A 20,799-nucleotide genomic window follows, 5' to 3' on the forward strand; every position below is an offset into this window, starting at 1 on the left:
CGGGTATCAGTGAATCGGGTGGGGGTGGTGCGCGCCGCTGCGGGTGACGGGCGGCGTGACGTGCGTCATCAGGCTGGGCACGTCGAGCACCAGCGCGACTTCGCCGCTGCCCAGAATCGTCGAGCCGGCAATGCCCGGCAGCTGCTGGAACACGCGTCCCAGGGGCTTGAGCACGGTCTGGTGCTCGCCCAGCAGGCGGTCGACCAGCAGACCGACCTTGCTGGTGGCGGTGCGTACCAGCAACATGCTCTGGCGCGCGGGCGGCGCGCTCCTGAGCTGGAAGCAGGTGCGCAGGTCGACGTAGGGCAGCACCTCGCCGCGCAGGTCGAAGCAGCCCGACAGCCGCGGGCCGCCGTTGGCGCCGTGGTGGCCGGCGCGGCAGGCCGGCGGGGTCTCGATGCACTCGACCACGCCCTCCAGCGGCACGACGTAGTGCACGTCGCCGATGCTGGTGAGGAAGCCGTCGATGATCGCCAGCGTCAGCGGCAGGCGGATCTGCATGGTCGTGCCACGCCCGACCGTGCTGGCAATCTGGATGTGGCCGCGCAGCGCGTCGATGTTGCGCTTGACCACGTCCATGCCGACGCCTCGGCCCGAGATGTCGGTCACCTTGTCGGCGGTCGAGAAGCCGGGCGCGAAGATCAGGTGGTTGACCTCGGCGTCGCTCAACTGCGCGTCGGGCGCGATCAGCTCGCGCTCGATCGCCTTGGCCAGGATGCGTTCGCGCGCCAGGCCCCGGCCGTCGTCGCTGACCTCGATGACGATCTGGCCGCTCTCGTGATACGCGTTGAGCGCCAGCCGGCCACGCGGGCTCTTGCCGCTGGCGGCGCGGTCGTCACTGGATTCGATGCCGTGGTCCAGGCTGTTGCGCACCAGGTGCATCAGTGGGTCGGCAATGGCTTCGACCATGGACTTGTCCATCTCGGTGTCGCCGCCGGTGATCTGCAGCTCGACGTCCTTGCCCAGCGCCTTGCTCACGTCGCGCACCACGCGCTGGAAGCGCGAGAACGTTTCGCCGATGGGCACCATGCGCAGGCTCAAGGCACCGTCGCGCGCTTCCTGCACCAGGTCGTGGATGCGCAGCGCGGCTTCCATGAAGGCGGGTGAGCGCTCACGCTGAGCCACCAGCTCAGCGCCTGAGCCTGCGATCACCAGCTCGCCGATCAGGTCGATCAGGTGGTCGAGCTTGTCGGCCGACACGCGCAGGTAGCGGGTGTCGTCACCGCGCCGGTCGGCGGGGCTGTTGCGGCGCTCGGGGGCGGGCGGCGGGGAAGGTGCCGGTGCAGGCGTTGCCGCAGTCGCTGGCTCGGGCGTGGCAGTGACCGCTGCGGTTTCTTCGGCAGGCGCGTCTTCGGCGACCAGGCTCAGCTCGCAGTCGTCGATGACGAAATCGAACACCTGCTCGATGGTGGCGCGGCTGGCGGCGCTGGCGTAGCGGATGTCGAAGCCGAGGTGGCAGCCCTCCGGGTCCAGCGACTCCAGCGGCGGCAGGTCGGGGCAGACGGTGGCGATGTGCAGCACCTCGCCCAGCGTGTCGAGGTAGCGGATGAACGACAGCGGGTCCAGCCCGTTGCGCAGCGCATCTGCGCCAAAGCGCAGCGACAGGTGCCAGACCACGAGGCCGGATGCTGCCGCCGCCAAGGCAGGCGCCGTGCTGACGGATGCGGCTTCCGCAGGCTTGCCCATCAGCGTGCGCAGGGTCTGCCCCAGGCTGTGGCTGATGGCGGCGATGTCGGGGTCGCAGTCGTCCAGGCGCGAGCGGCCGTGCCGCACTTCGGTCAGCAGGCGTTCCATCTGGTCGCGCGAGGCCAGCAGCGCGGCAAAGATCGGCTCGCTCACGGCCAGGTCGCCGCTGCGCAACGCTTCCATCAGCGTCTCGACCCCGTGGGTGAAGCTCACGACCGCGTCGCAGCCGAACAGGCCGGCGGTGCCCTTGACGGTGTGCGCGGCGCGGAAGGCGGCGTTGAGCAGTTCGCTGTCCTGCGGGTCGGATTCGAGTCCGAGCAGCGCGTCCTCGAACTGCTGCAGCAACTGGTCGGCTTCTTCCAGAAAGCCGTCGCGCGCGGCGGCCAGGATGGCGTCGTCGTCGCTCAGGTCATCGCTCGGGTGCGGGCTGCTCACGCGGGAACTCCTTCGGGTGCGGCGCTGCGGTCCAGCAAGGACTGCAGGCCGTAGGTGCGCAGCACCTCGCTCACCGGGGTGCTGCAGGCGCTGACGTGCAGCACTGCGCCACGGGCGATCAGGCTCAGCCGGGCCGACAGCAGCAGCTGCACGCCGGCGCTGTCGCAGGCATGGATGCCGCCCAGATCAAGGCTCAGGCGGGCCTCCGGGTGGTCGCCCGTGGCAGCGATGGCCTGCAGCAGCACGTCGCGTTGCTCACCGATGCCGGAGATGGTCAGCTCACCCTGCAGCGCCAGTATCTGGGCGGTCGCGTCCATGGCGGCGCGTGGCTCAGACGCAGAGCTTGTTGACGGCCTCGACCAGCTGCGACGGCTGGAAGGGCTTGGTGATCCAGGCGCGGGCGCCGGCCGCGCGGCCTTCGGCCTTCTTGGCTTCCTGGGTTTCGGTGGTCAGCATGATCACCGGCGTGAACTTGTAGGCTGCCAGCGTCTTCATGTGGCGCACGAAGCTCAGGCCGTCCATCTGCGGCATGTTGACGTCGCAGACGATCAGGTTGATCTTCTGGCCGTCGAGCTTGGCGACCGCTTCCTTGCCGTCACCCGCCTCGATGACGGTGTAGCCTGCCTTCTGCAGCGCCAGCTTGACGACGGTGCGAAAGCTCATCGAATCGTCCACCACCATGACTGTCTTGCTCATCTCTTTACTCCTTCGGGTTTTCAGAAAAATTCGACCACGGTGTTGCTCTTGGTCGCAGTCGTGCCGTGGTGATGGGTGTGTTGCTCGTCCATCGTGTAGCTGCGCTCGAGCTGTTCGAGCCACTGCGCTGCATCGGCCGGATGGACCTGTTCGTGCTCGGCCACCCAGGTGGTGAAGCGCTGCATGTCCTGCGAGACGCTGTCGAGCATCTGCGTGATGCGGTCGTGAAACTGGAAGCCGATGAAGACTTGTTCCAGTTCGCGGTCGACCTGCTCGCTGGCAGCGCGCAGGGCGGAGGTGTCGTGCAGCGAGCCGGTCTGACGCAGCGCTTCCGACAGGTGCGAGACGCTGTTGAGCAGGCCGTCGATGGCCTGTGCCGTTTCCTGCTTGGAGGCCACGATCTGGCGCTGCCAGACTGGCACGACCGACTCGACCATCAGGCGCGTGCCGGCAGTGTTCTGCTGCAGGCTGGCGGCGGCGCGTTGGCGGCCTGTCAGGGTGATGCCGGCAATCGCCAGTGGCGCGGTCAGCAGCGCCACCTGCCGGGTGGTTTCGCTTTCCTGCGCCAGCAGCAGGGCGCCCGCGCAGGTGCCGGCGGCCAGCAAGGGGCGCAGCCAGCGCACAAACCGTCCGCTGGGCGCTGCGGCGGCTCGGGGGGCGCTGGGCTTTGGGGCTTGCATGTCCATGTGCTTCGCTTTTTATTGACGGCCTGGACGGACGCGTCCCGGGTTTTCAGTGCTGCCACTGTGCCGGAAAAGCAAAATTCACAAACGTGGAAGTAAGCTGGGTTTTGGGCTGCTTTTTGTAACGCGTGAACCGCGCATGAGCAGGGCCCGTCCCGGGTGCGCTCATGCGGAGGATGCTGGCCTCAATGGCCTTTTTCAGTGCCGCGTGTCGCTGCCTTCCGGCGATGCGGCGGCGGCTGCGCTCAACGCGGCCTGCCAGGTGCGCGCCGGGATGTGGTGCGTCAGGCGGTGCAGTGCGGTGTCGACCAGCGCGCTGTGCAGTTCGTGACCCACGCCCCGGGCGATGTCGATGGTGGCGTCGGCGCCCGGCAGCGTCGACAGATGCTCGATGGCCGCGCGGGCGTGCTGCACGTCGATCACGCCATCGGCCCCGCCGTGGAAAAAATGCAGCGTGGTCTTCTGCGGCGCCTGCGCTGGCAGCGTGGCGTAGCGGCCGCTGAAGGCCAGCACGCGCCCGACCAGGCCGTCTGCGGCGGCCACGGCTTCGAGCGACAGGATCGAGCCCTGCGAGAACCCCACCAGCGCGGTAGCCTCGGGCGATACGCCCAGGCGCGCCTGATGCGCACGGATGTCGGCCATCAGCTGCGGCAGCACGGCGGCGACCCGCGCCGGACGCTCGGCCTCAATCGCGCCGCGCACCGAAAACCACTGCCGCGCCGAGCCGTCGTGCGGCATGCCGTCCAAACGGCTCATAGCCCTGCAGCAGCAGCACGGCAGCCTGTGGAAACTGCTGGCGCAGCACCTGAGCCAGCGGCAGCAGGTTCTGCGCATTGGCGCCCACGCCGTGCAGCAGCACCATCAGTTGTTGCGGAGCACCGCTGGCGGGCAGGAGTTCGATGGAGGAGGTGGGTGTGTTCATGTCGGCACTTTAAGTGAGCACGGGCGTCTGCGTGCCCGGTCGTGCAGACGTCTTGGTGAGTTGCATCGCAGGACGCTCCACCCAACGGAAGGACAGGTGTCCAAGCAGCAACAGCAGCGGCGTCAGCAGGAGAACGACGACCGAGTACGCGCCTTCCCCCAGGCCTCGCGCCGCTTCAATACCGATTACGAAGCGAAACAGGATGAACAAGACCAGTCCGTGCAGCATGTAGATGCTGTAGGTCATGTCGCCCAGCGCACGTGCCGCGCGCAGGCTCAGTGCTCCCAGCAGGTCATTGCCTGCAGCGACGATGACGAACACGCTGGTCAGCAAGAGGGTCGGCATGAATTGATAGGCCGTCTTGAACGCGCTGACGCAGACCAGCAGACTGATGAGCGCCCAGGCGGTGGCGTATCTGCTGCGGGCATATTTCTGCACGGCGCTTGTGCGCACGCCCCACGCTGCGCCCATGCCGCCTGCAAAAGCCAGCAGATGTCGGCCATTAGGGTGCCAGACGGTCATCATCACGGCCATCAGCAGCAGGCTGATGCAAACTACCTGCCAAGGTACTTTCACGCGCGCAGGCCAGGCCAGCAGCGGCAGGGCGAGATAGAAAAACCATTCATACGGCAGTGACCAGGTCACACCTGCCACGAGGGTGAACGTATCGCTCACACCGTGCAGGTCAGGGCTACCCGGAATGGTGAACAGCAGCCAACTCAGCACACCTTTGCCTAGGTCTGCAGCCATGCCGTGGTCTTGTTGGCTGCTCAAGATGGCCACGATCGTGAACAGCAACCCTATCGCCAACAGGTAGGCAGGCGTGAGTCGCAGCACGCGCGAAATCGCCAGGCGCTTCCAGTCCAGGGGTTGGTGGGCATGATCGAGCAGTTTCGAGAAAAACAGAAAACCCGTGATCATGAAAAACAGCGCCACGCTGCTTTGCCCCAGATGGGTGTACAGCCTGGAGGTCGGCAGCTCCCATCGACCTGTCTGCAGATATTGGTACCAGATGCATGCGTGATGCAGAAAGACGAAGAAGCCGAGATAGCCTCGAAGCCCGTCAATCGTCGCGTAGCGTCCTGGCAATGCGGTGGATGCAGTCCGCCGCGTGAACAGGTGCATCACCAGCAGAGCCAGCAGGGTGGCAGTCAGGGCGAGTAGGGGGCTGTCTGGCGTCATCGGCTTGCTGGAGGTCAGGTCAGGCAGGATCGTACTCACTCAGCGGCACGCAGCTGCAGAACAGGTTGCGGTCGCCCCAGACGTTGTCGACCCGGCCCACCGGCGACCAGTACTTGCCGCGCCGCAGGCTGGCCACCGGGTAGGCGGCGGCCTCGCGGCTGTAGGCGTGCGGCCAGTCGGCCTTGAGCAGTGCTTCGGCGGTGTGTGGTGCGTTCTTGAGCGGGTTGTCCTCGCGCGGCCAGGCCCCCGATTCGACCTGCGCGATCTCGGCGCGGATGGCGATCATGGCGTCGCAGAAGCGGTCGAGCTCCATCAGCGGCTCGCTCTCGGTCGGCTCGACCATCAGCGTGCCGGCGACGGGGAAGCTCAGCGTGGGCGCGTGGAAGCCGTAGTCGATCAGGCGCTTGGCGACGTCCTCGGCACTGACGCCCGAGCTGTCTTTCAGCGGGCGCAGGTCGAGGATGCATTCATGCGCCACGCCACCGCCCTTGACGCCGTCCAGGCCGCTGCTGAAGTGGATGGAGTAGTGGTCCGCCAGTCGCGCGGCGATGTAGTTGGCGCTCAGGATCGCCACTTCGGTCGCGGCCTTCAGGCCGGCGGCGCCCATCATGCGCACGTACATCCAGCTGATCGGCAGCACGGCGGCGTTGCCCAAAGGGGCTGCGCTGACCGCACCGACGCTGTGCTCACCGCCCACGCCTGCCGTGCGATGTGCCGGCAGGAAGGGCACCAGGTCTTCCACCACGCACACCGGCCCCACGCCCGGCCCGCCACCGCCGTGCGGGATGCAGAAGGTCTTGTGCAGGTTGAGGTGGCTGACGTCGCCGCCAAACTGGCCGGGTGCGGCCACGCCGACCAGCGCGTTCATGTTGGCGCCGTCGACGTAGACCCGGCCGCCGAACTCGTGCACCAGCGCGCAGATTTCCTTCACATGCGTGTCGAACACGCCGTAGGTCGACGGGTAGGTGATCATGATGGCGGCGAGTTGCTCGCGGTGCTTTTCGCACTTGGCGCGCAGGTCGGCCAGATCGATGTTGCCCTCGGCGTCGCATTGGGTGACTACGACCTGCATGCCCGCCATCTGCGCCGAGGCCGGGTTGGTGCCGTGCGCCGACTCCGGAATCAGGCAGATGTTGCGGTGGTGGTCGCCCCGGCTCTCATGCCAGGCCTGGATGATGAGCAGGCCGGCGTATTCACCCTGCGAGCCGGCGTTGGGCTGCAGGCTGATGCCCGCGTAACCGGTGGCCTGGCTGAGCCATGCGCACAGCTGGTCGTTGAGCAGCGCGTAGCCGGCCAGCTGGTCGGCGGGCGCGAACGGGTGGATCTGCGCGAACTCGGGCCAGGTGATCGGGATCATCTCGGCCGTGGCGTTGAGCTTCATCGTGCATGAACCCAGCGGGATCATGCTGCGGTCGAGCGCCAGGTCCTTGTCCGACAGGCTGCGGATGTAGCGCAGCATTTCGGTTTCGCTGTGGTGGGTGTTGAAGACCGGGTGCGTCAGGAAGGCGCTGGTGCGGCGCAGCGCGGCGGGGATCAGCGGCTCGATGCCGGCCTCGAACGCATCGACGCTCGGCAGTGCCTGGCCATCGGCTGCAAACCACGACCAGATCGCGGCGATGTCGGCGCGGGTGGTGGTTTCGTCCAGGCTGATGCCGACGTGGGTGGGCGATACCTGGCGCAGGTTGGCGCCACCGGCGCGGGCGCGCGCCAGGATGGCCTCGGTCGCGGCGCCGATGCCCACCGTCACCATGTCGAAGGCGTAGCGGTTGGTCACGCTGTGGCCCAGCTGGGTCAGGCCCGCAGCCAGGATGGCGGTGTAGCTGGCCACGCGCTGGGCGATGCGCGTCAGGCCTGCCGGGCCGTGATAGACCGCGTACAGGCTGGCGATCACGGCTGGCAGCACCTGCGCGGTGCAGATGTTGGAGGTGGCCTTTTCGCGGCGGATGTGCTGCTCGCGGGTCTGCAGCGCCAGCCGGTAGGCCGGCGCGCCGTGGCTGTCGACGCTGACGCCGACCAGCCGGCCCGGCATCGAGCGCTTGAATTCGTCGCGGCAGGCCAGATACGCGGCGTGCGGGCCGCCCGCGCCCATCGGCATGCCCAGGCGCTGGGTGTTGCCGATGGCGATGTCGGCACCCCAGCTGCCGGGCTCGGCCAAGAGTGTGAGCGCCAGCAGGTCGGCGGCGACGATGAAGGCGGCGCCCTGGGCGTGTGCGGCCTCGGTGAACGCGCGCAGGTCGTGCAGCATGCCGGTGGTCGACGGGTACTGCGCCAGCACGGCGAAGTAGTCGCCCTCGGCCATCAGCTCGGGCGCGTTGCCCACCTTGACGTCGATGCCCAGCGGCGCGGCGCGGGTCAGGACCACCTCGATGGTCTGCGGGTGGCAGTCACCGGCGACGATGAAGGTGTTGCTCTTGCTCTTGACGCTGCGTTTGGCCAGCGTCATGGCTTCGGCCGCAGCGGTGGCCTCGTCGAGCATGGAGGCGTTGGCGATCGCCAGCCCGGTCAGGTCGCACACCAGGGTCTGGAAGTTCACCAGCGCTTCCAGCCGGCCCTGGCTGATCTCGGCCTGATACGGCGTGTAGGCGGTGTACCAGGCCGGGTTCTCCAGCACGTTGCGCAGGATGACGCCGGGCGTGATCGTGCCGTGGTAGCCCTGGCCGATGTGGCTGCGCAGCACGCGGTTGCGGCTGGCGAGCGCTTTCAGCTCGACCAGTGCCTGCGCCTCGGTCAGCGGCGCGGGCAGGTCCATCGGCGTGGGGCGGGCGATGCTGCGCGGCACCACGGCCTCGATCAGCGCGCTACGGCTGGCTGCGCCGATGTGGCTCAGCATGTGAGCCTCGTCAGCGGCACCGGGGCCGATGTGGCGCGCGGTGAATTCGGTGGCGTTTTCGAGCTGGGCGAGGGTGGGCAGGGCTGACATCGGCGGGTGAATCAAGAAAGGCAAGGAAACACGTCATGCCCGCGCGGGCATGACGTGGGAGGCTGCGACGGCTTACAGCGTCTTGAGCAGGTCGTCGTAGCCGGGCGCGTCCATCAGGTCGTTCAGCTCGGCCGGGTTGGCGAGCTTGACCTTGAAGAACCAGCCGCTGGCGAGCGGGTCGGTGTTGGCGAGCGCCGGGTCGTCGCGCAGGGCTTCGTTGACCTCGATGACCTCGCCGGTCACGGGCATGTACAGATCGGCGGCGGCCTTGACCGACTCGACCACGCCGGCCACGTCGCCCTTGGCGAAGGTGCTGCCCACGGCGGGCAGGTCGACGAAGACCACGTCGCCCAGCGCGTCCTGCGCGTGCACGGTGATGCCGACCACGGCGGCGGCGGTGTCAGCGGCGTTGATCCATTCGTGGTCGGAGGTGAACTTGAGGCTCATGCGAAAGGCTCCAGAAGAAAAAGTGAGGTTGAAAAAGTGCTGTCAGCCGCGAAAGTATCGGTGCGGCGCAAAGGGCATGGCCACGACCCGCATCGGCAGGCGCTTGCCGCGCACCTCGGCGTACAACTCGGCGCCCTGGGCGGCGTGGTTGGCGGCGACATAGGCCATCGCGATCGGCTGGTTCACGCCTGGCGCCAGCGTGCCGCTGGTGACGCGGCCGAGCTTGTGGCCCTGGCCATCGAACAGCGCCGCGCCTTCACGCACCGGCGCCCGCTCCAGCCCGAGCAGGCCGACGCGCCTGGACGACGGGCCTTGGCTCAGTTGCGTGTTGATGAAGCTGGCGCCCGGATAGCCGCCGGCCCGCGCTCCACCGGCGCGCCGCACCTTCTGGATCGCCCAGCTCAGGCCGGCCTCGATGGGCGAGGTGGTGGTATCGATGTCGTGTCCGTAGAGACACAGGCCGGCTTCCAGCCGCAGCGTGTCGCGGGCGCCCAGGCCGGCGGCCTGCACCTCGGGCTGGCCGAGCAGCGTGCGCGCCAGCGCGATGGCGTGCGTGGCGGGCACCGAGATCTCGAAACCGTCCTCGCCGGTGTAGCCCGAACGGGTCACGAAGCAGTCGGTACCAGCCAGTGCGAAGTGGCCGCCGGTCATGAAGCGCAGGCCGGCCACGCCGGCGTTGAGCCGCGCCAGCACGGTGGCCGCCTGCGGGCCTTGCAGCGCCAGCAGGGCGTGGTCGGGCAGCGTCACGATCTGGCAGCGGTGGCCGATGTGCGACATCAGGTGGAGAAGGTCGGCATCCTTGCAGCCCGCGTTGACGACCAGCAGCAGGTCATCTTCACGCCGCGTGATCATCAGGTCGTCGAGCAGGCCGCCCGAGTGGTTGGTGAAGAAGGCGTAGCGCTGCTGGCCCAGCGCCAGGCCTTGCACGTCCTGCGGCACCAGGGTTTCCAGCGCGGCGGCGGCGTCCGGCCCGATCAGGCGGATCTGGCCCATGTGCGAGACGTCGAACAGCGCGGCGGCCTCGCGGCACTGGCGGTGCTCGGCGACGATGCCGGCCGGGTATTGCACCGGCATGGCGTAGCCGGCAAACGGCACCAGGCGGGCGCCGAGTTCGAGGTGCAACTCGTGCAGCGGCGTGCGCAGCAAGGCCGGGGTGGTGGTCGTGGTGGCGAGGGTCGAATCTGATGCGGCAGCGGACATGGCAGTTCTCCAAGGGCATGGTGCGACACGCGGTCGCCATCCGTTCCACCGGGGTCGGTGGGTGTGCCCTCGCTGTCCGCTTTACCTGAGAGATTGGCCGCGTGCCGGTTGCGCCGTCACGCCGCTTGCCCCTTCGGTGGACCGGCAGACGCCTTGCGGCGCGCGGTCTCTCTCCAGTGAGGTGACGCCCCTTGCGGGGGCGTTTGCCAGTCCTTTTGCCTGAGCGTTCGAAACCGGCTTTTCAGCCCGGCCTCTGCGCCTTCGGCGGCTGCGCTGCGCTGTTTCCAGCGGCGCGGCTCTCTCCTGACGGTGCGCAGTGTAGCCCCGCGATTCGGGCGTCGGGCTGATGTGAATCAGCCGCCGTCCGGTGCGGCGTTCACGGCCTCATCACCACGGCGGGCTGTCGTCGGCAGGGCTGGCTGCGGCCAGCGTCGGCACGGCCACAACAGATGCTGGCTCGGCCATCACGCTGCCTGGCAGTTGCTCGCCGCCGAGGGCGTCGAGCAGGTCCGGGATCAGCCGGCTCAGCTCGCCGGTGGCGATGGCGGCATCGGCGTCGAAGGACTCGTCGGCGTCGCGCGAGCTGGACTTTTCCTCGAACACGCCCTCCAGGAACGCGATCTTCTTGACCAGCAGCGTGTCGGTCAGCACGAAGGAGACGCGGCCGGTCCACGTCAGCGCCAGCTGTGTCGGGCGCATGCCCTGCTGGATGTGGGCGCGCACCTCGTCGGTGTCCAGCGCATGGCGGGCGTAGCGCACCACGGACTTCATCTCGTCGGCGGTCTTGAGTTCGCAGTCGCGGTCGACGGTGAAGGTGCCGGGCGGCTCGCCGCTCAGCAGCCAGTCGGCCATCACGGCGGCCGGCGATTGCGCGGTGTGCAGCGGCATGACGCTGAAGCCGGGCAGGGCCTCGACCAGCTGGCTCACGACCTCATCGGCGCGGCTGGCGCTGGCGGTGTCCAGCATCAGGAACCGCTCGGCCAGGTCGATCCAGACCGTCACGGCGGCCTGCTTGGTGAAGGCCATCGGCAGCAGCTCGAGCAGGGCCTGCTCCTTGAGCTCCTTGCTCATCTTGCGGCCGGGCTTGCTGCCGGTCTGCTGCTCGATCTGCACGGCCAGCGCATCGACGCGCTTCTTGATGACCGAGCCGGGCACCACCTTCTGCTCGATCATCAGCTTCAGCAGCCATTGGCCGTCAACAGCCTCGATCAGCGCGCCGTGGGCCTGTCCGCGCGGCGGGACCCAGCCCAGCGACAGCGGCTGGCTGGCACCGCATTCGATGAAGGGCGTGCGCTCCAGGCGCTCCTGCACGTCGGCCACGGTGGTCGACCAGTCGGGGGCAATGCGGTAGATCTTCAGGTTCTTGAACATGACAGGCTCGGATGGGACAGTGCGCGATTGTCGCGTCGCTGTTAGGCTGGAGTGCAGGGCATCAAGGAGGCCCACATCATGAACAAGCCGGCACGTTTTCTGGTGATCATCGACGCGGGCGGCGGCATGGTCGCGCGCCTGTTCGACGCCGACCGCCACCCGGTGGCCGAATTCGACGCCGCCTCGGAGGAGGTCTCCGTCATGACCTCCGGCCTGCAGCCGCAGGCCAGCGCGGCAGACGCGGTCTGGGACCACGCGCTGGGCGGGCACAGCGCGGTCGAGCGCAGCACGGCGGACATCTACACGCTGGACGTCTGATTCGCGGGCTTCGCTGCGGTGAGCGTCACCGCCGCGTTCGCCATTGCGACGCGTCAAGCGGCGCAGGCGGGCGCTGGCTAATCTGGTCGGGTGGGCATGTGCCCACGGTTTCATCCGGTCCACCAGAAGCCAAGGAGCACCCGCATGGTCCATCTTTCCCGCACCTTCATCCGCTTGCACCTGGGGCGTTGCGTTGCAGCGTTGGCCGTCGGGGCCTTGTCCGGACTGGCGCTGGCGCAGTCGGTGCCGCTGTCGTTCTTCGCTTCGCCCGACATCTACAAGGTGGTTGCGGAGAACGATCAGTACCGCGTCATCCAGGTGACCTGGAAGCCGGGGGAGCGTGACCTGCCGCATGCGCACCCGATGGCAGCGATCTACTTCCTGACCGACTGCGTGCTGCGCAACCATGCGCCTGACGGCACCACGCAGCAAGCGCCACGCAAGGCAGGTTTTGCGCGTGTGCAGCCGGCGGTGCCGTCGCACTCGGTCGAGAACATCGGCCCGGCGGACTGCCAGGTCATCATGTTCGAGCCGAAGTAGCCGCTGCCCGCTTCCCTTCAGTGCGCCAGCACGCCGCGCCGGTAATGCAGCAACCGGCCGCGGTAGATGTCGCCATTGACCAGCGTCTCCCGCAGCAGCGTTTCCTCCAGCCGGTAGCCCAGTGCCTGCATGTGGCGCTGGAAGTGGGCGCGGTTGCCCCGGTTGGGGTCGACGATCAGCACCTCACCCACCGCAGCGGCGTGGCGGGCGATGAACTGCGGCAGCACGCCGGCCTCGTCGCGCTCATAGAGCACATCGCTGCCGATGATCAGCTCGTAGCGGCCCTGCAGGCGCGGGCCCTGCGCGCATTGCGGTGCCAGGTCGGCCTCGGGCAGCACGCCCCAGTCGCCGTGGCGATAGGGCAGTGGCGTCAGGTGGTTGAGCAGCAGGTTGCGGCGCAGGAAGTCGCCCGCCAGCGGGTGGCAGTCGCTGGCGGTGACCTGCGAGCCGCGCCGGTGGCAGGTCATGCTGGCCAGCGCCAGGCCGCAGCCGATCTCCAGGATGCGCTCGTCGTCGCTGACCGGGCGGCATGCCACCACGGCGGCGAGTTGCCGGGCCGAGGGCCACACCAGCCCGAACAGCGGCCACATCGCCGATGAAATGCCCAAAGCCGCCGCCGCGCCCAGCGGGTCGGCGTACTGCTGGCGGTCCAGCAGCGAGCGGATGTTCATGTCCGCCACGCCGTGGATGGCAATGGGTTCGTGCTTGACCAGGTAGCCGGGCATCGGGTGCGGCTCAGACGCCGCGTGCGCGGTCGGCCTTGAACTGCGCCTGGAACGCGGCGAACTGCCCCACGTCCAGCGCGTTGCGCACTTCCTGCATCAGGTTGAGGTAGTAGTGCAGGTTGTGGATGCTGGTGAGCATCGGCCCGAGCATTTCGCCGCAGCGGTCGAGGTGGTGCAGGTAGGCGCGGCTGAAGTTCTGGCAGGTGTGGCAGGCGCAGGTTTCATCCAGCGGGCGCTCGTCGGTCTTATGGCGCGCGTTGCGGATCTTCAGGTCGCCAAAGCGCGTGAACAGGTGCCCGTTGCGCGCGTTGCGGGTGGGCATGACGCAGTCGAACATGTCCACGCCGGCAGCCACGCCATCGACCAGGTCCTCGGGCGTGCCCACGCCCATCAGGTAGCGCGGCTTCTGCGCCGGCAGCCGATGTGGCGTGTGCGCCATGATGCGCAGCATCTCGTCCTTGGGTTCACCCACCGAAACGCCGCCCACGGCGTAGCCGGGCAGGTCCAGCTCGACCAGCGCGTTGAGGGATTCCTCGCGCAGGCGCTCGAACATGCCGCCCTGCACGATGCCGAACAGCGCGTTGGGGTTGGCCAGCCGCTCGAACTCGGCCTTGCTGCGCCGGGCCCAGCGCAGGCTGAGTTCCATCGACACGCGGGCCTCGTTCTCGGTCGTGATGTGGCCGACACCCTTGGCGCCTTGCCAGTACGGCGTGCACTCGTCGAACTGCATGACGATGTCGCTGTTGAGCACCGTCTGGATCTGCACGCTGATCTCGGGCGTCAGGAACAGCTTGTCGCCGTTGACGGGCGAGGCGAACTTGACGCCTTCCTCGCTGATCTTGCGCATCTCGCCCAGGCTCCAGACCTGGAAGCCGCCCGAGTCGGTCAGGATCGGCTTGTGCCAGTTCTCGAACTTGTGCAGCCCGCCGAACTGTTTCATCACGTCCAGGCCCGGGCGCATCCACAGGTGGAAGGTGTTGCCCAGGATGATCTGCGCGCCCATTTCTTCCAGCGAGCGCGGCATCACGCCCTTGACGGTGCCGTACGTGCCCACGGGCATGAAGATCGGCGTCTCGACGACGCCATGGTTGAGCGTCAGGCGGCCGCGCCGGGCGTGGCCTTCGGTGGTCAGGAGATCGAATTTCAGCATGGCCCGATTGTCTCAGTGCCAGCCGCTCCAGCGTCATCGGGCTTGAGCGTCAGGCACTGACGGCCTGCGGCCCGGCTTGCATCGTGTCCTGATGGCAGGCGGCATCGAACACCTCGCGGGCGCAGTCATGACAGCAACCGCAGCATGAGGCCGCGCGCGTCAGGTCCTTGAGCACCTCGAAATCCCGCACGCCTTGAATCTGTACGACACGGCGGATGTCGCGATCACTGACACGATTGCACAGACAAACGATCATGGTGGAACCTGCAGGGGTGGTGGACGGAAGGGTGAAGATCGAGCAGGTAAATGCTAAACGAAATGAGAATCCTTCTCAAGTGTGGGCGTAAAAAAAGGGCCACTGGCCCTTTCTTGAGAAAGAATTCCGGCGCGCCTCAGGACGTGCCGCCACCGATCTGGCTCTGCAGCCAGTTCTGCTCGCCGACCTGGGCGACCAGACCGATCTCGGTCTCCAGGTGGTCGATGTGCTCTTCGGTGTCGTCGAGGATCTCCAGCAGGATGTCGCGCGAGACGTAGTCACGCACGCTCTCGCAGTGGGCGATGGCGTCTTTCAGCAGCGGGTGCGAGGCCATCTCGATCTTCAGGTCGCAGTGCAGCGTCTCGATCGGCGTCTCGCCGATGTAGAGCTTGCCCAGGTCCTGCAGGTTGGGCAGGCCTTCGAGCATCAGCACACGCTCGATGAGCTTGTCGGCGTGCTTCATCTCCTCGATCGACTCTTCGTACTCGTGCTTGGCCAGCTTCATCAGGCCCCAGTTCTTGAGCATGCGCGCATGCAGGAAGTACTGGTTGATGGCGGTGAGTTCGTTCTTGAGTTGCGCGTTCAGGTACGCGATGACTTGGCTGTCGCCTTGCATGGGAGAACTCCTGCGTGTGGTTTAAGACAAGTCATTGTCACGCCTGTCTTCGCTCAGTTCACCGCCGGCGTGCGGATCAGGTAGTCGAACGCCGACAGCGCCGCCTTGGAGCCCTCGCCCGTGGCGATGATGATCTGCTTGTACGGCACCGTGGTCACGTCGCCCGCGCCGAACACGCCGGGCAGGTTGGTGTGGCACTTGGCGTCGATGATGATCTCGCCGTAGCGGCTCAACTCCAGCGTGCCCTTGAGGAACTCGGTGTTGGGCACCAGGCCGATCTGCACGAACACGCCTTCGAGCTCGACGTGATGCGTTTCCTGGCTGGCGCGGTCGATGAAGCTCAGGCCGTTGACCTTCTGGCCGTCGCCGGTGATCTCGCTGGTCTGGGCGTTGGTGTGGATCACCACGTTGGGCAGGCTCTTGAGCTTGGTGACCAGCACGGCGTCGGCCTTGAGCTGGTCGGCGAACTCGATCAGCGTGACGTGGCTGACCACGCCGGCCAGGTCGATGGCCGCTTCCACGCCCGAGTTGCCGCCGCCGATCACCGCCACGCGCTTGCCCTTGAACAGCGGGCCGTCGCAGTGCGGGCAGTAGGCCACGCCCTTGTTCTTGTACTCGGCTTCGCCGGGCACGTTGACGTTGCGCCAGCGCGCGCCGGTGGCCAGGATGACGGTGCGGCTCTTGAGCTCGGCGCCGTTCTCCAGCTTGACGCTGGCCAGCGCACCGGGCACGGCCGGCGGGGTGAGCTGGGCAACGCGCTGCAGCGTCATCACGTCGACGTCATAGGCCTTGACGTGCGCTTCCAGCGCGGCGGCGAACTTGGGGCCCTGCGTTTCCAGCACCGAGACGAAGTTCTCGATGCCCATGGTGTCCATGGTCTGGCCGCCAAAGCGCTCGGCGACGATGCCCGTGCGGATGCCCTTGCGGGCGGCGTAGACCGCAGCGGCTGCGCCGGCCGGGCCGCCGCCGATGATCAGCACGTCGTAAGGCGCCTTCTCGGACAGCTTGGCCGCTTCGCGCCGGGACGCACCGGTGTCGACCTTGGCGAGGATCTCGCCGAGTTCCATGCGGCCCGAGCCGAACACCTCGCCATTGAGGTAGACCTTGGGCACGGCCATGACCTGGCGCGACTCGACTTCGCCGGGGTACAGGCCGCCGTCGATGGCGGTGTGGCGGATGCGCGGGTTGAGCGCGGCCATCAGGTTGAGCGCCTGCACCACGTCCGGGCAGTTGTGGCAGGTCAGCGACATATAGGTCTCGAAGACCAGGTCGCCTTCGGCCGGCACCAGCGCCTTGATCTGCTCGATCACGTCGGCCTCGACCTTGGGCGGGTGGCCGCCGGCCTGCAGCAGCGCCAGCACCAGCGAGGTGAATTCGTGCCCCATCGGGATGGCTGCAAAGCGCAGGCCCAGGTCGGCGCCGACGCGGTTGATGCTGAAGGATGGCTTGCGGGCATCGCTGCCGTCGTAGCGCACGGTGATCTTGTCGCTCAGCGGGGCGATGTCTTCCAGCAGCTCGCGCATTTCCTGCGCGCTCTTGCTGTCATCGAGCGAGGCGACCAGTTCGATCGGCTGCTGCAGGCGCTCCAGATAGGCCTTGAGCTGGGTCTTGAGGTTGGCATCCAACATGGCGGTGTCCTTCGGGTGGCAGTGCGGTTTCAGGGCGAGGTCATCCCGACCTCGTTGAAAGCACCCGATGACACGGCGGTCGGGGTGCTTTCAGCGAGGCCTCGGGAGAGGCCGGGGCAAGGCCGGCGCGTGGCCGACCATTGCGGGTGTCACGATCTCGGATCGATCAGATTTTGCCGACCAGGTCGAGCGACGGCGTCAGCGTGGCGGCGCCTTCGTTCCACTTGGCCGGGCAGACCTGGCCCGGGTGAGCGGCGGTGTACTGGGCTGCCTTGAGCTTGCGCAGGGTTTCCTTGACGTCGCGGGCGATCTCGTTGGAGTGCACTTCGGCCGTCTTGATGATGCCTTCGGGGTTGATCACGAAGGTGCCGCGCAGTGCCAGGCCTTCTTCTTCGATGTGCACGCCGAAAGCGCGCGTCAGCTTGTGCGTCGGGTCGCCCACCAGCGGGAACTGGGCCTTGCCCACGGCCGGCGAGGTCTCGTGCCACACCTTGTGCGAGAAGTGCGTGTCGGTGGTGACGATGTACACCTCGGCGCCGGCCTTCTGGAACTCGGCGTAGTTCTCAGCCGCGTCTTCGACTTCGGTCGGGCAGTTGAAGGTGAAAGCCGCCGGCATGAAGATCACGACCGACCACTTGCCCAGCATCGACTCGTTGCTCACGTCGATGAACTTGCCGTTGTGGAAGGCGGCGGTCTTGAAGGGGACGACTTGGGTGTTGATCAGGGACATTGGAAAGCTCCAGGGGTTGAACAGAAGGTGATCTTTGGGGTGTTCCGATTGAGCGCTTTTCCCAACCGATGACCGAATCTTAAGGTCTGCTGGTCTATTGATCCAATTGACTGTTGTTTGTTCATCAATAGTCAAAGGCTATATGAGGGCATCTTTCAGCAGTTGTGCGTCAGGCCGAAATGTCGACAAATGATGCTATCGATAATGATTCGCATTAACATGGCGACATGACTACTTTTGACTTGCCCGATGCCTTGCCGTTTGAACCTGCGGCGCCGACGCTCACTGATGCCGCTGCGGCTGCACTGCCGCGATCTGTCCGACCGCCGCACGCCGAGCGTCTCTTCAGCCGCGACTTGCTGGGCGACCGCGTGGAGGTGGAGATCGACCACGACGGCGTCATCTACCGCCTGCGCCTCACGTCCCTGGGCAAGCTCATCCTGACCAAGTGATGGTTTTACGCGCGTCCTGCGCGGCTGTTGAAGGAGGGGTTGACGATGTGCGAGCGTGATTTTTCTGCAGGCAGGCCTTGGCCTGAGGAGGCTCGTGCCGACGTGCACGCTTTTGAAGCATTGCGGCGTGAGAACGCTGTGCTGAGTCGCGAACTGGCGGCGATTCAATCGCGCGTCACGCAGCAGATCGCCGAGCAGTCGAGTTGCATTGCGGCGCAGCAGGCCGAATTGATGCGGTTGCGCGGTCGGTTGATGGCGCGCGACACGCTGATTGCCCGTCTGCGCGAGGAGGTGCTGCGCCCGGACCCGGACCTGGATTTGCACACGCACCTGGCCGCCGCCGACCTGGTGATCTGCCAGGTCGGCTGCATCAGCCACGGGGCTTACTGGCGCGTCAAGGACCACTGCAGGCGCACGGGCAAGCGCTGTGTCCTGGTCGGGCGGTCGAGCGTTTCGGGTCAGGTGCACAGCGTGGGCGAGGTGTCGCAAATTGAAGACACTTGAGTTTTCATAATTAATACGAATCGTTATCATTAGCGAAGCGGTCCAGCCTTACGCCAGAAAAAGTGTCAGGTGCTCCACAGCATCTGCCCCGCACACCATTTGTCTTCTTTCTGGAGTTTTGTCATGGCTCGCCGTCCTCGTTTCCCATCGGGTCGCTCATCGACCGCCACTGCGCTGATCCTGCCTCTGGGCGCTCTGGCCGCAGGTTTCGGCTTCGCCTCGCTGGCTGTTGCGCAGGAAGCGTCAGTCGCTGGCGACGCCGCGCTGCCCAAGATCACCGTGCGGGGCCGCGCCGAGGTGCCTGCCAAGGACACCGTGCAGGCCACCCGCACCACCATCGGCCGTGGCGAGCAGGCGCTGCGCGACATCCCGCAGTCGGTCACGGTCGTGACCGAGCGGCTGATCGACGACCGCAACCTCGACACCTTCAAGGACGCGCTCAAGAACACCGCCGGCATCACCTTCCTGGCAGCCGAGGGCGGCGAGGAAGACATCCGCCTGCGCGGCTTCTCGCTGCAGGCCACCGGCGACATCTTCATCGACGGCATGCGCGACCCGGCCTTCTACGACCGCGACTCGTTCAACTGGGACCGACTGGAACTGCTGCGCGGCTCGGCCTCGATGCTGTTCGGCCGCGGCTCCACCGGCGGCGCGGCCAACCAGGTCAGCAAGCAGCCTTTCCTGATGGACAGCCACGAGGTCAGCCTGACCGCCGGCAACCACAATTTCCGGCGCGTGACGGGTGACTTCAACGTCAAGACCGGCGATGACGCTGCGCTGCGCCTCAACGTCATGGGCACGCAGGCCGACAACAACGGCTCGGGCAGCAGCATCGACAAGCAGGGCATCGCAGGCACCTACCGCTGGGGCATCGGCACCGGGGACGAGTTCTCGGCCTCCGTCTCGCACCTCAACAACGACAACGGCATGAACTACGGCCTGCCGTGGATCCGGCCGAACGCGACCTCGGTGGCCGCCGACAGCACGCTGATCAGCACGCTCGACCCGAGCCGCTACTACGGCATGGCCAGCGACTACAACCACGGCACCGCCACCACTGCGACGCTCAGCCACCTGCACCGCTTTGGCGACGGCAGCACGCTCAAGACCGCCGTGCGCCAGGGCAGCTTCGACCGTGACCAGCGCGCCAGCACGGTGCGTTTCTGCACCGCCCAGACCAACGCGACCACCGGCGTGGTCACCAACCCGAACTGCCCGACCACGGCGCCCACGCTGGCCACCTTCAGTGACGCGACGATCTTCACGCGCGGCACGCAGCTCAAGATCCAGAAGCTGGAGACGCTCAACGCCCAGACCGACTACAGCACCAAGTTCGAGGGCCTGGGCTTCAAGCACGAGCTGATTGCCGGCGCCGACATCGCCCGCGAGGAAAAGACCGTCTACCGCGCCACGCTGCCCACCGGTGTCACGCTCAACAAGTCCAACACCACGGCCGGCACGCCCGACGATGGCGCCAGCATCAACGAAAGCCTGCGCGTGCTGGGTGAGGCCAGCGGCTTCGTCAACGTGTCCGCTGGCGTCTATGCACAGGACCTGGTCGAGGTGGCCCCGGGCTGGAAGCTGCTGGGCGGCCTGCGCTACGACCGCATGAGCGGCGATTTCGAGCAGATCGCCACCACTGGCGCCGTCACCCCCTACCAGCAGAAGATCGGCGAGTTCAGCAAGCGGCTGGGCGCGCTCTACCAGCCGAGCGAGCGGCATTCGTTCCACGCCTCGTGGGGCACCTCGTTCAACACCTCGGGCGACTCGTATTCGTACAACGCGCAGAGCGCCAACACCGCGCCGGAGCAGAGCGAGAACATCGAGCTCGGCGCCAAGATCGACAGCGCCGACAAGCGCTTCACCACCCGCGTGGCGCTGTTCCGTTCGACCAAGAAGAACGAGCGCAACACCGACCCCGACACCGCCGCGACCGCCTTGCTGCTGTCGGGCAAGCGCCACACCACCGGCATCGACATCGACTTCAACGGCCTGCTGACGCGCGACTGGGAGGTCTTCGTCTCCTACATGTGGATGCCGGACGCCAAGGTGGACGTGGCCGCGCCCACCGCCACTACCTTCGGCAACCGCCAGGGTGACCGCCCCGGCCTGACGCCGGTGCACAGCGGCACGGTGTGGAACAGCTACCAGGTCTCGAAGCTGCTGCGCGTCGGCGCCGGCCTGAACTTCCGCAGCAAGATGGCGCCGGCCGACCTGGCCGCTGCCGGGGCCTTCCATGCGCCGGGCTATGTCACGGGTGACCTGATGGCCGAGTTCGCGTTCGACCCCGAGCGCTTCAGCCTCAAGGCCAACCTGAGCAACGTCACCAACAAGCTCT

General features: G+C 66.9%; 20 protein-coding genes, 1 pseudogene and 2 riboswitches. Of the genes and pseudogenes, 5 read left to right on the plus strand and 16 right to left on the minus strand.

What is annotated here, in order from left to right; genetic code table 11:
• Positions 1-6: 6 nt before the first annotated feature.
• From AC5IG3_RS08665 to AC5IG3_RS08710, 10 genes and pseudogenes are all read right to left on the minus strand, one after another.
• Positions 7-2,121, minus strand: a complete 2,115-nt coding sequence (locus tag AC5IG3_RS08665; RefSeq protein WP_491905883.1) for a chemotaxis protein CheA — start codon at positions 2,119-2,121, stop codon at positions 7-9.
• On the minus strand, positions 2,118-2,438 hold the full coding sequence (locus tag AC5IG3_RS08670; protein ID WP_491905884.1) for an STAS domain-containing protein: 321 nt from the start codon (positions 2,436-2,438) through the stop codon (positions 2,118-2,120). The genes AC5IG3_RS08665 and AC5IG3_RS08670 overlap by 4 nt, the downstream gene beginning before the upstream one ends.
• A gap of 13 nt (positions 2,439-2,451) precedes the next feature.
• Complete coding sequence (locus AC5IG3_RS08675) at positions 2,452-2,817, minus strand: response regulator (RefSeq protein WP_491905885.1); 366 nt, start codon at positions 2,815-2,817, stop codon at positions 2,452-2,454.
• A 20-nt stretch (positions 2,818-2,837) separates the two neighbouring features.
• Complete coding sequence (locus AC5IG3_RS08680; RefSeq protein WP_491905886.1) at positions 2,838-3,497, minus strand: hypothetical protein; 660 nt, start codon at positions 3,495-3,497, stop codon at positions 2,838-2,840.
• A gap of 201 nt (positions 3,498-3,698) precedes the next feature.
• Positions 3,699-4,422, minus strand: a pseudogene (ypfH, locus tag AC5IG3_RS08685) (esterase).
• 9 nt (positions 4,423-4,431) lie between these two features.
• Entirely contained in the window at positions 4,432-5,643 is a 1,212-nt protein-coding gene (locus AC5IG3_RS08690; protein ID WP_491905887.1) for an acyltransferase family protein, read from the minus strand.
• Positions 5,624-8,524 carry an aminomethyl-transferring glycine dehydrogenase gene (gene gcvP / locus AC5IG3_RS08695; RefSeq protein ID WP_491905888.1) on the minus strand — a complete coding sequence of 967 codons (2,901 nt, stop codon included), beginning with the start codon at positions 8,522-8,524 and terminating at the stop codon, positions 5,624-5,626. Before gcvP ends, AC5IG3_RS08690 begins: the two co-directional genes overlap by 20 nt.
• Before the next feature lie 72 nt (positions 8,525-8,596).
• Positions 8,597-8,971 carry a glycine cleavage system protein GcvH gene (gene gcvH, locus AC5IG3_RS08700; RefSeq protein ID WP_491905889.1) on the minus strand — a complete coding sequence of 125 codons (375 nt, stop codon included), beginning with the start codon at positions 8,969-8,971 and terminating at the stop codon, positions 8,597-8,599.
• Positions 8,972-9,013: 42 nt separating this feature from the next.
• Positions 9,014-10,171, minus strand: a complete 1,158-nt coding sequence (gene gcvT / locus AC5IG3_RS08705; RefSeq protein WP_491905890.1) for a glycine cleavage system aminomethyltransferase GcvT — start codon at positions 10,169-10,171, stop codon at positions 9,014-9,016.
• 62 nt (positions 10,172-10,233) lie between these two features.
• Positions 10,234-10,358, minus strand: a riboswitch (glycine riboswitch).
• Between the two features lie 10 nt (positions 10,359-10,368).
• Positions 10,369-10,487, minus strand: a riboswitch (glycine riboswitch).
• 71 nt (positions 10,488-10,558) lie between these two features.
• Entirely contained in the window at positions 10,559-11,542 is a 984-nt protein-coding gene (locus AC5IG3_RS08710; RefSeq protein ID WP_491905891.1) for a recombination-associated protein RdgC, read from the minus strand.
• Between the two features lie 78 nt (positions 11,543-11,620).
• Between AC5IG3_RS08710 and AC5IG3_RS08715 the strand changes: the two genes are divergently transcribed.
• Entirely contained in the window at positions 11,621-11,860 is a 240-nt protein-coding gene (locus AC5IG3_RS08715; protein ID WP_491905892.1) for a hypothetical protein, read from the plus strand.
• 144 nt (positions 11,861-12,004) lie between these two features.
• Positions 12,005-12,400: a cupin domain-containing protein gene (locus tag AC5IG3_RS08720; RefSeq protein ID WP_491905893.1), complete on the plus strand. Its 396-nt coding sequence runs from the start codon at positions 12,005-12,007 to the stop codon at positions 12,398-12,400.
• 17 nt (positions 12,401-12,417) lie between these two features.
• Here AC5IG3_RS08720 and AC5IG3_RS08725 read toward each other — a convergent pair whose 3' ends face one another.
• The 6 genes from AC5IG3_RS08725 to ahpC form a co-directional block, all read right to left on the minus strand.
• A complete protein-coding gene (locus AC5IG3_RS08725) occupies positions 12,418-13,125 on the minus strand; it encodes a class I SAM-dependent methyltransferase (protein ID WP_491905894.1) in 708 nt (235 codons plus the stop codon).
• Between the two features lie 10 nt (positions 13,126-13,135).
• Positions 13,136-14,275 (minus strand): tRNA guanosine(34) transglycosylase Tgt, encoded by a 1,140-nt coding sequence (tgt, locus tag AC5IG3_RS08730; RefSeq protein WP_491905895.1) that lies wholly within the window; start codon positions 14,273-14,275, stop codon positions 13,136-13,138.
• Between the two features lie 49 nt (positions 14,276-14,324).
• Positions 14,325-14,531: a (2Fe-2S)-binding protein gene (locus tag AC5IG3_RS08735; protein ID WP_491905896.1), complete on the minus strand. Its 207-nt coding sequence runs from the start codon at positions 14,529-14,531 to the stop codon at positions 14,325-14,327.
• A gap of 136 nt (positions 14,532-14,667) precedes the next feature.
• Positions 14,668-15,147 (minus strand): bacterioferritin, encoded by a 480-nt coding sequence (gene bfr, locus AC5IG3_RS08740; RefSeq protein ID WP_491905897.1) that lies wholly within the window; start codon positions 15,145-15,147, stop codon positions 14,668-14,670.
• Between the two features lie 53 nt (positions 15,148-15,200).
• Complete coding sequence (gene ahpF, locus AC5IG3_RS08745; protein ID WP_491905898.1) at positions 15,201-16,775, minus strand: alkyl hydroperoxide reductase subunit F; 1,575 nt, start codon at positions 16,773-16,775, stop codon at positions 15,201-15,203.
• A gap of 166 nt (positions 16,776-16,941) precedes the next feature.
• Positions 16,942-17,505 (minus strand): alkyl hydroperoxide reductase subunit C, encoded by a 564-nt coding sequence (ahpC, locus tag AC5IG3_RS08750; protein ID WP_491905899.1) that lies wholly within the window; start codon positions 17,503-17,505, stop codon positions 16,942-16,944.
• A gap of 227 nt (positions 17,506-17,732) precedes the next feature.
• Between ahpC and hemP the strand changes: the two genes are divergently transcribed.
• The 3 genes from hemP to AC5IG3_RS08765 form a co-directional block, all read left to right on the plus strand.
• Positions 17,733-17,957 carry a hemin uptake protein HemP gene (hemP, locus tag AC5IG3_RS08755; RefSeq protein ID WP_491905900.1) on the plus strand — a complete coding sequence of 75 codons (225 nt, stop codon included), beginning with the start codon at positions 17,733-17,735 and terminating at the stop codon, positions 17,955-17,957.
• A 138-nt stretch (positions 17,958-18,095) separates the two neighbouring features.
• Entirely contained in the window at positions 18,096-18,461 is a 366-nt protein-coding gene (locus AC5IG3_RS08760) for a DUF2325 domain-containing protein (RefSeq protein ID WP_491905901.1), read from the plus strand.
• Between the two features lie 123 nt (positions 18,462-18,584).
• The coding region (locus AC5IG3_RS08765; RefSeq protein WP_491905902.1) for a TonB-dependent receptor at positions 18,585-20,799 on the plus strand (2,215 nt) is incomplete at its 3' end.

This window comes from Leptothrix sp. (in: b-proteobacteria) (assembly GCF_965250675.1).
Classification (GTDB): domain Bacteria; phylum Pseudomonadota; class Gammaproteobacteria; order Burkholderiales; family Burkholderiaceae_C; genus Sphaerotilus.

What these genes read in the sequence shown, in the direction of transcription:
- AC5IG3_RS08670 (WP_491905884.1), bottom strand. Translation starts at nt 2,438, where the DNA reads ATGGACGCGACCGCCCAGATACTGGCGCTGCAGGGTGAGCTGACCATC.
- AC5IG3_RS08675 (WP_491905885.1), bottom strand. Translation starts at nt 2,817, where the DNA reads ATGAGCAAGACAGTCATGGTGGTGGACGATTCGATGAGCTTTCGCACC.
- AC5IG3_RS08680 (WP_491905886.1), bottom strand. Translation starts at nt 3,497, where the DNA reads ATGCAAGCCCCAAAGCCCAGCGCCCCCCGAGCCGCCGCAGCGCCCAGC.
- gcvP (WP_491905888.1), bottom strand. Translation starts at nt 8,524, where the DNA reads ATGTCAGCCCTGCCCACCCTCGCCCAGCTCGAAAACGCCACCGAATTC.
- gcvH (WP_491905889.1), bottom strand. Translation starts at nt 8,971, where the DNA reads ATGAGCCTCAAGTTCACCTCCGACCACGAATGGATCAACGCCGCTGAC.
- gcvT (WP_491905890.1), bottom strand. Translation starts at nt 10,171, where the DNA reads ATGTCCGCTGCCGCATCAGATTCGACCCTCGCCACCACGACCACCACC.
- AC5IG3_RS08710 (WP_491905891.1), bottom strand. Translation starts at nt 11,542, where the DNA reads ATGTTCAAGAACCTGAAGATCTACCGCATTGCCCCCGACTGGTCGACC.
- AC5IG3_RS08715 (WP_491905892.1), top strand. Translation starts at nt 11,621, where the DNA reads ATGAACAAGCCGGCACGTTTTCTGGTGATCATCGACGCGGGCGGCGGC.
- AC5IG3_RS08720 (WP_491905893.1), top strand. Translation starts at nt 12,005, where the DNA reads ATGGTCCATCTTTCCCGCACCTTCATCCGCTTGCACCTGGGGCGTTGC.
- AC5IG3_RS08725 (WP_491905894.1), bottom strand. Translation starts at nt 13,125, where the DNA reads ATGCCCGGCTACCTGGTCAAGCACGAACCCATTGCCATCCACGGCGTG.
- tgt (WP_491905895.1), bottom strand. Translation starts at nt 14,275, where the DNA reads ATGCTGAAATTCGATCTCCTGACCACCGAAGGCCACGCCCGGCGCGGC.
- AC5IG3_RS08735 (WP_491905896.1), bottom strand. Translation starts at nt 14,531, where the DNA reads ATGATCGTTTGTCTGTGCAATCGTGTCAGTGATCGCGACATCCGCCGT.
- bfr (WP_491905897.1), bottom strand. Translation starts at nt 15,147, where the DNA reads ATGCAAGGCGACAGCCAAGTCATCGCGTACCTGAACGCGCAACTCAAG.
- ahpF (WP_491905898.1), bottom strand. Translation starts at nt 16,775, where the DNA reads ATGTTGGATGCCAACCTCAAGACCCAGCTCAAGGCCTATCTGGAGCGC.
- ahpC (WP_491905899.1), bottom strand. Translation starts at nt 17,505, where the DNA reads ATGTCCCTGATCAACACCCAAGTCGTCCCCTTCAAGACCGCCGCCTTC.
- hemP (WP_491905900.1), top strand. Translation starts at nt 17,733, where the DNA reads ATGACTACTTTTGACTTGCCCGATGCCTTGCCGTTTGAACCTGCGGCG.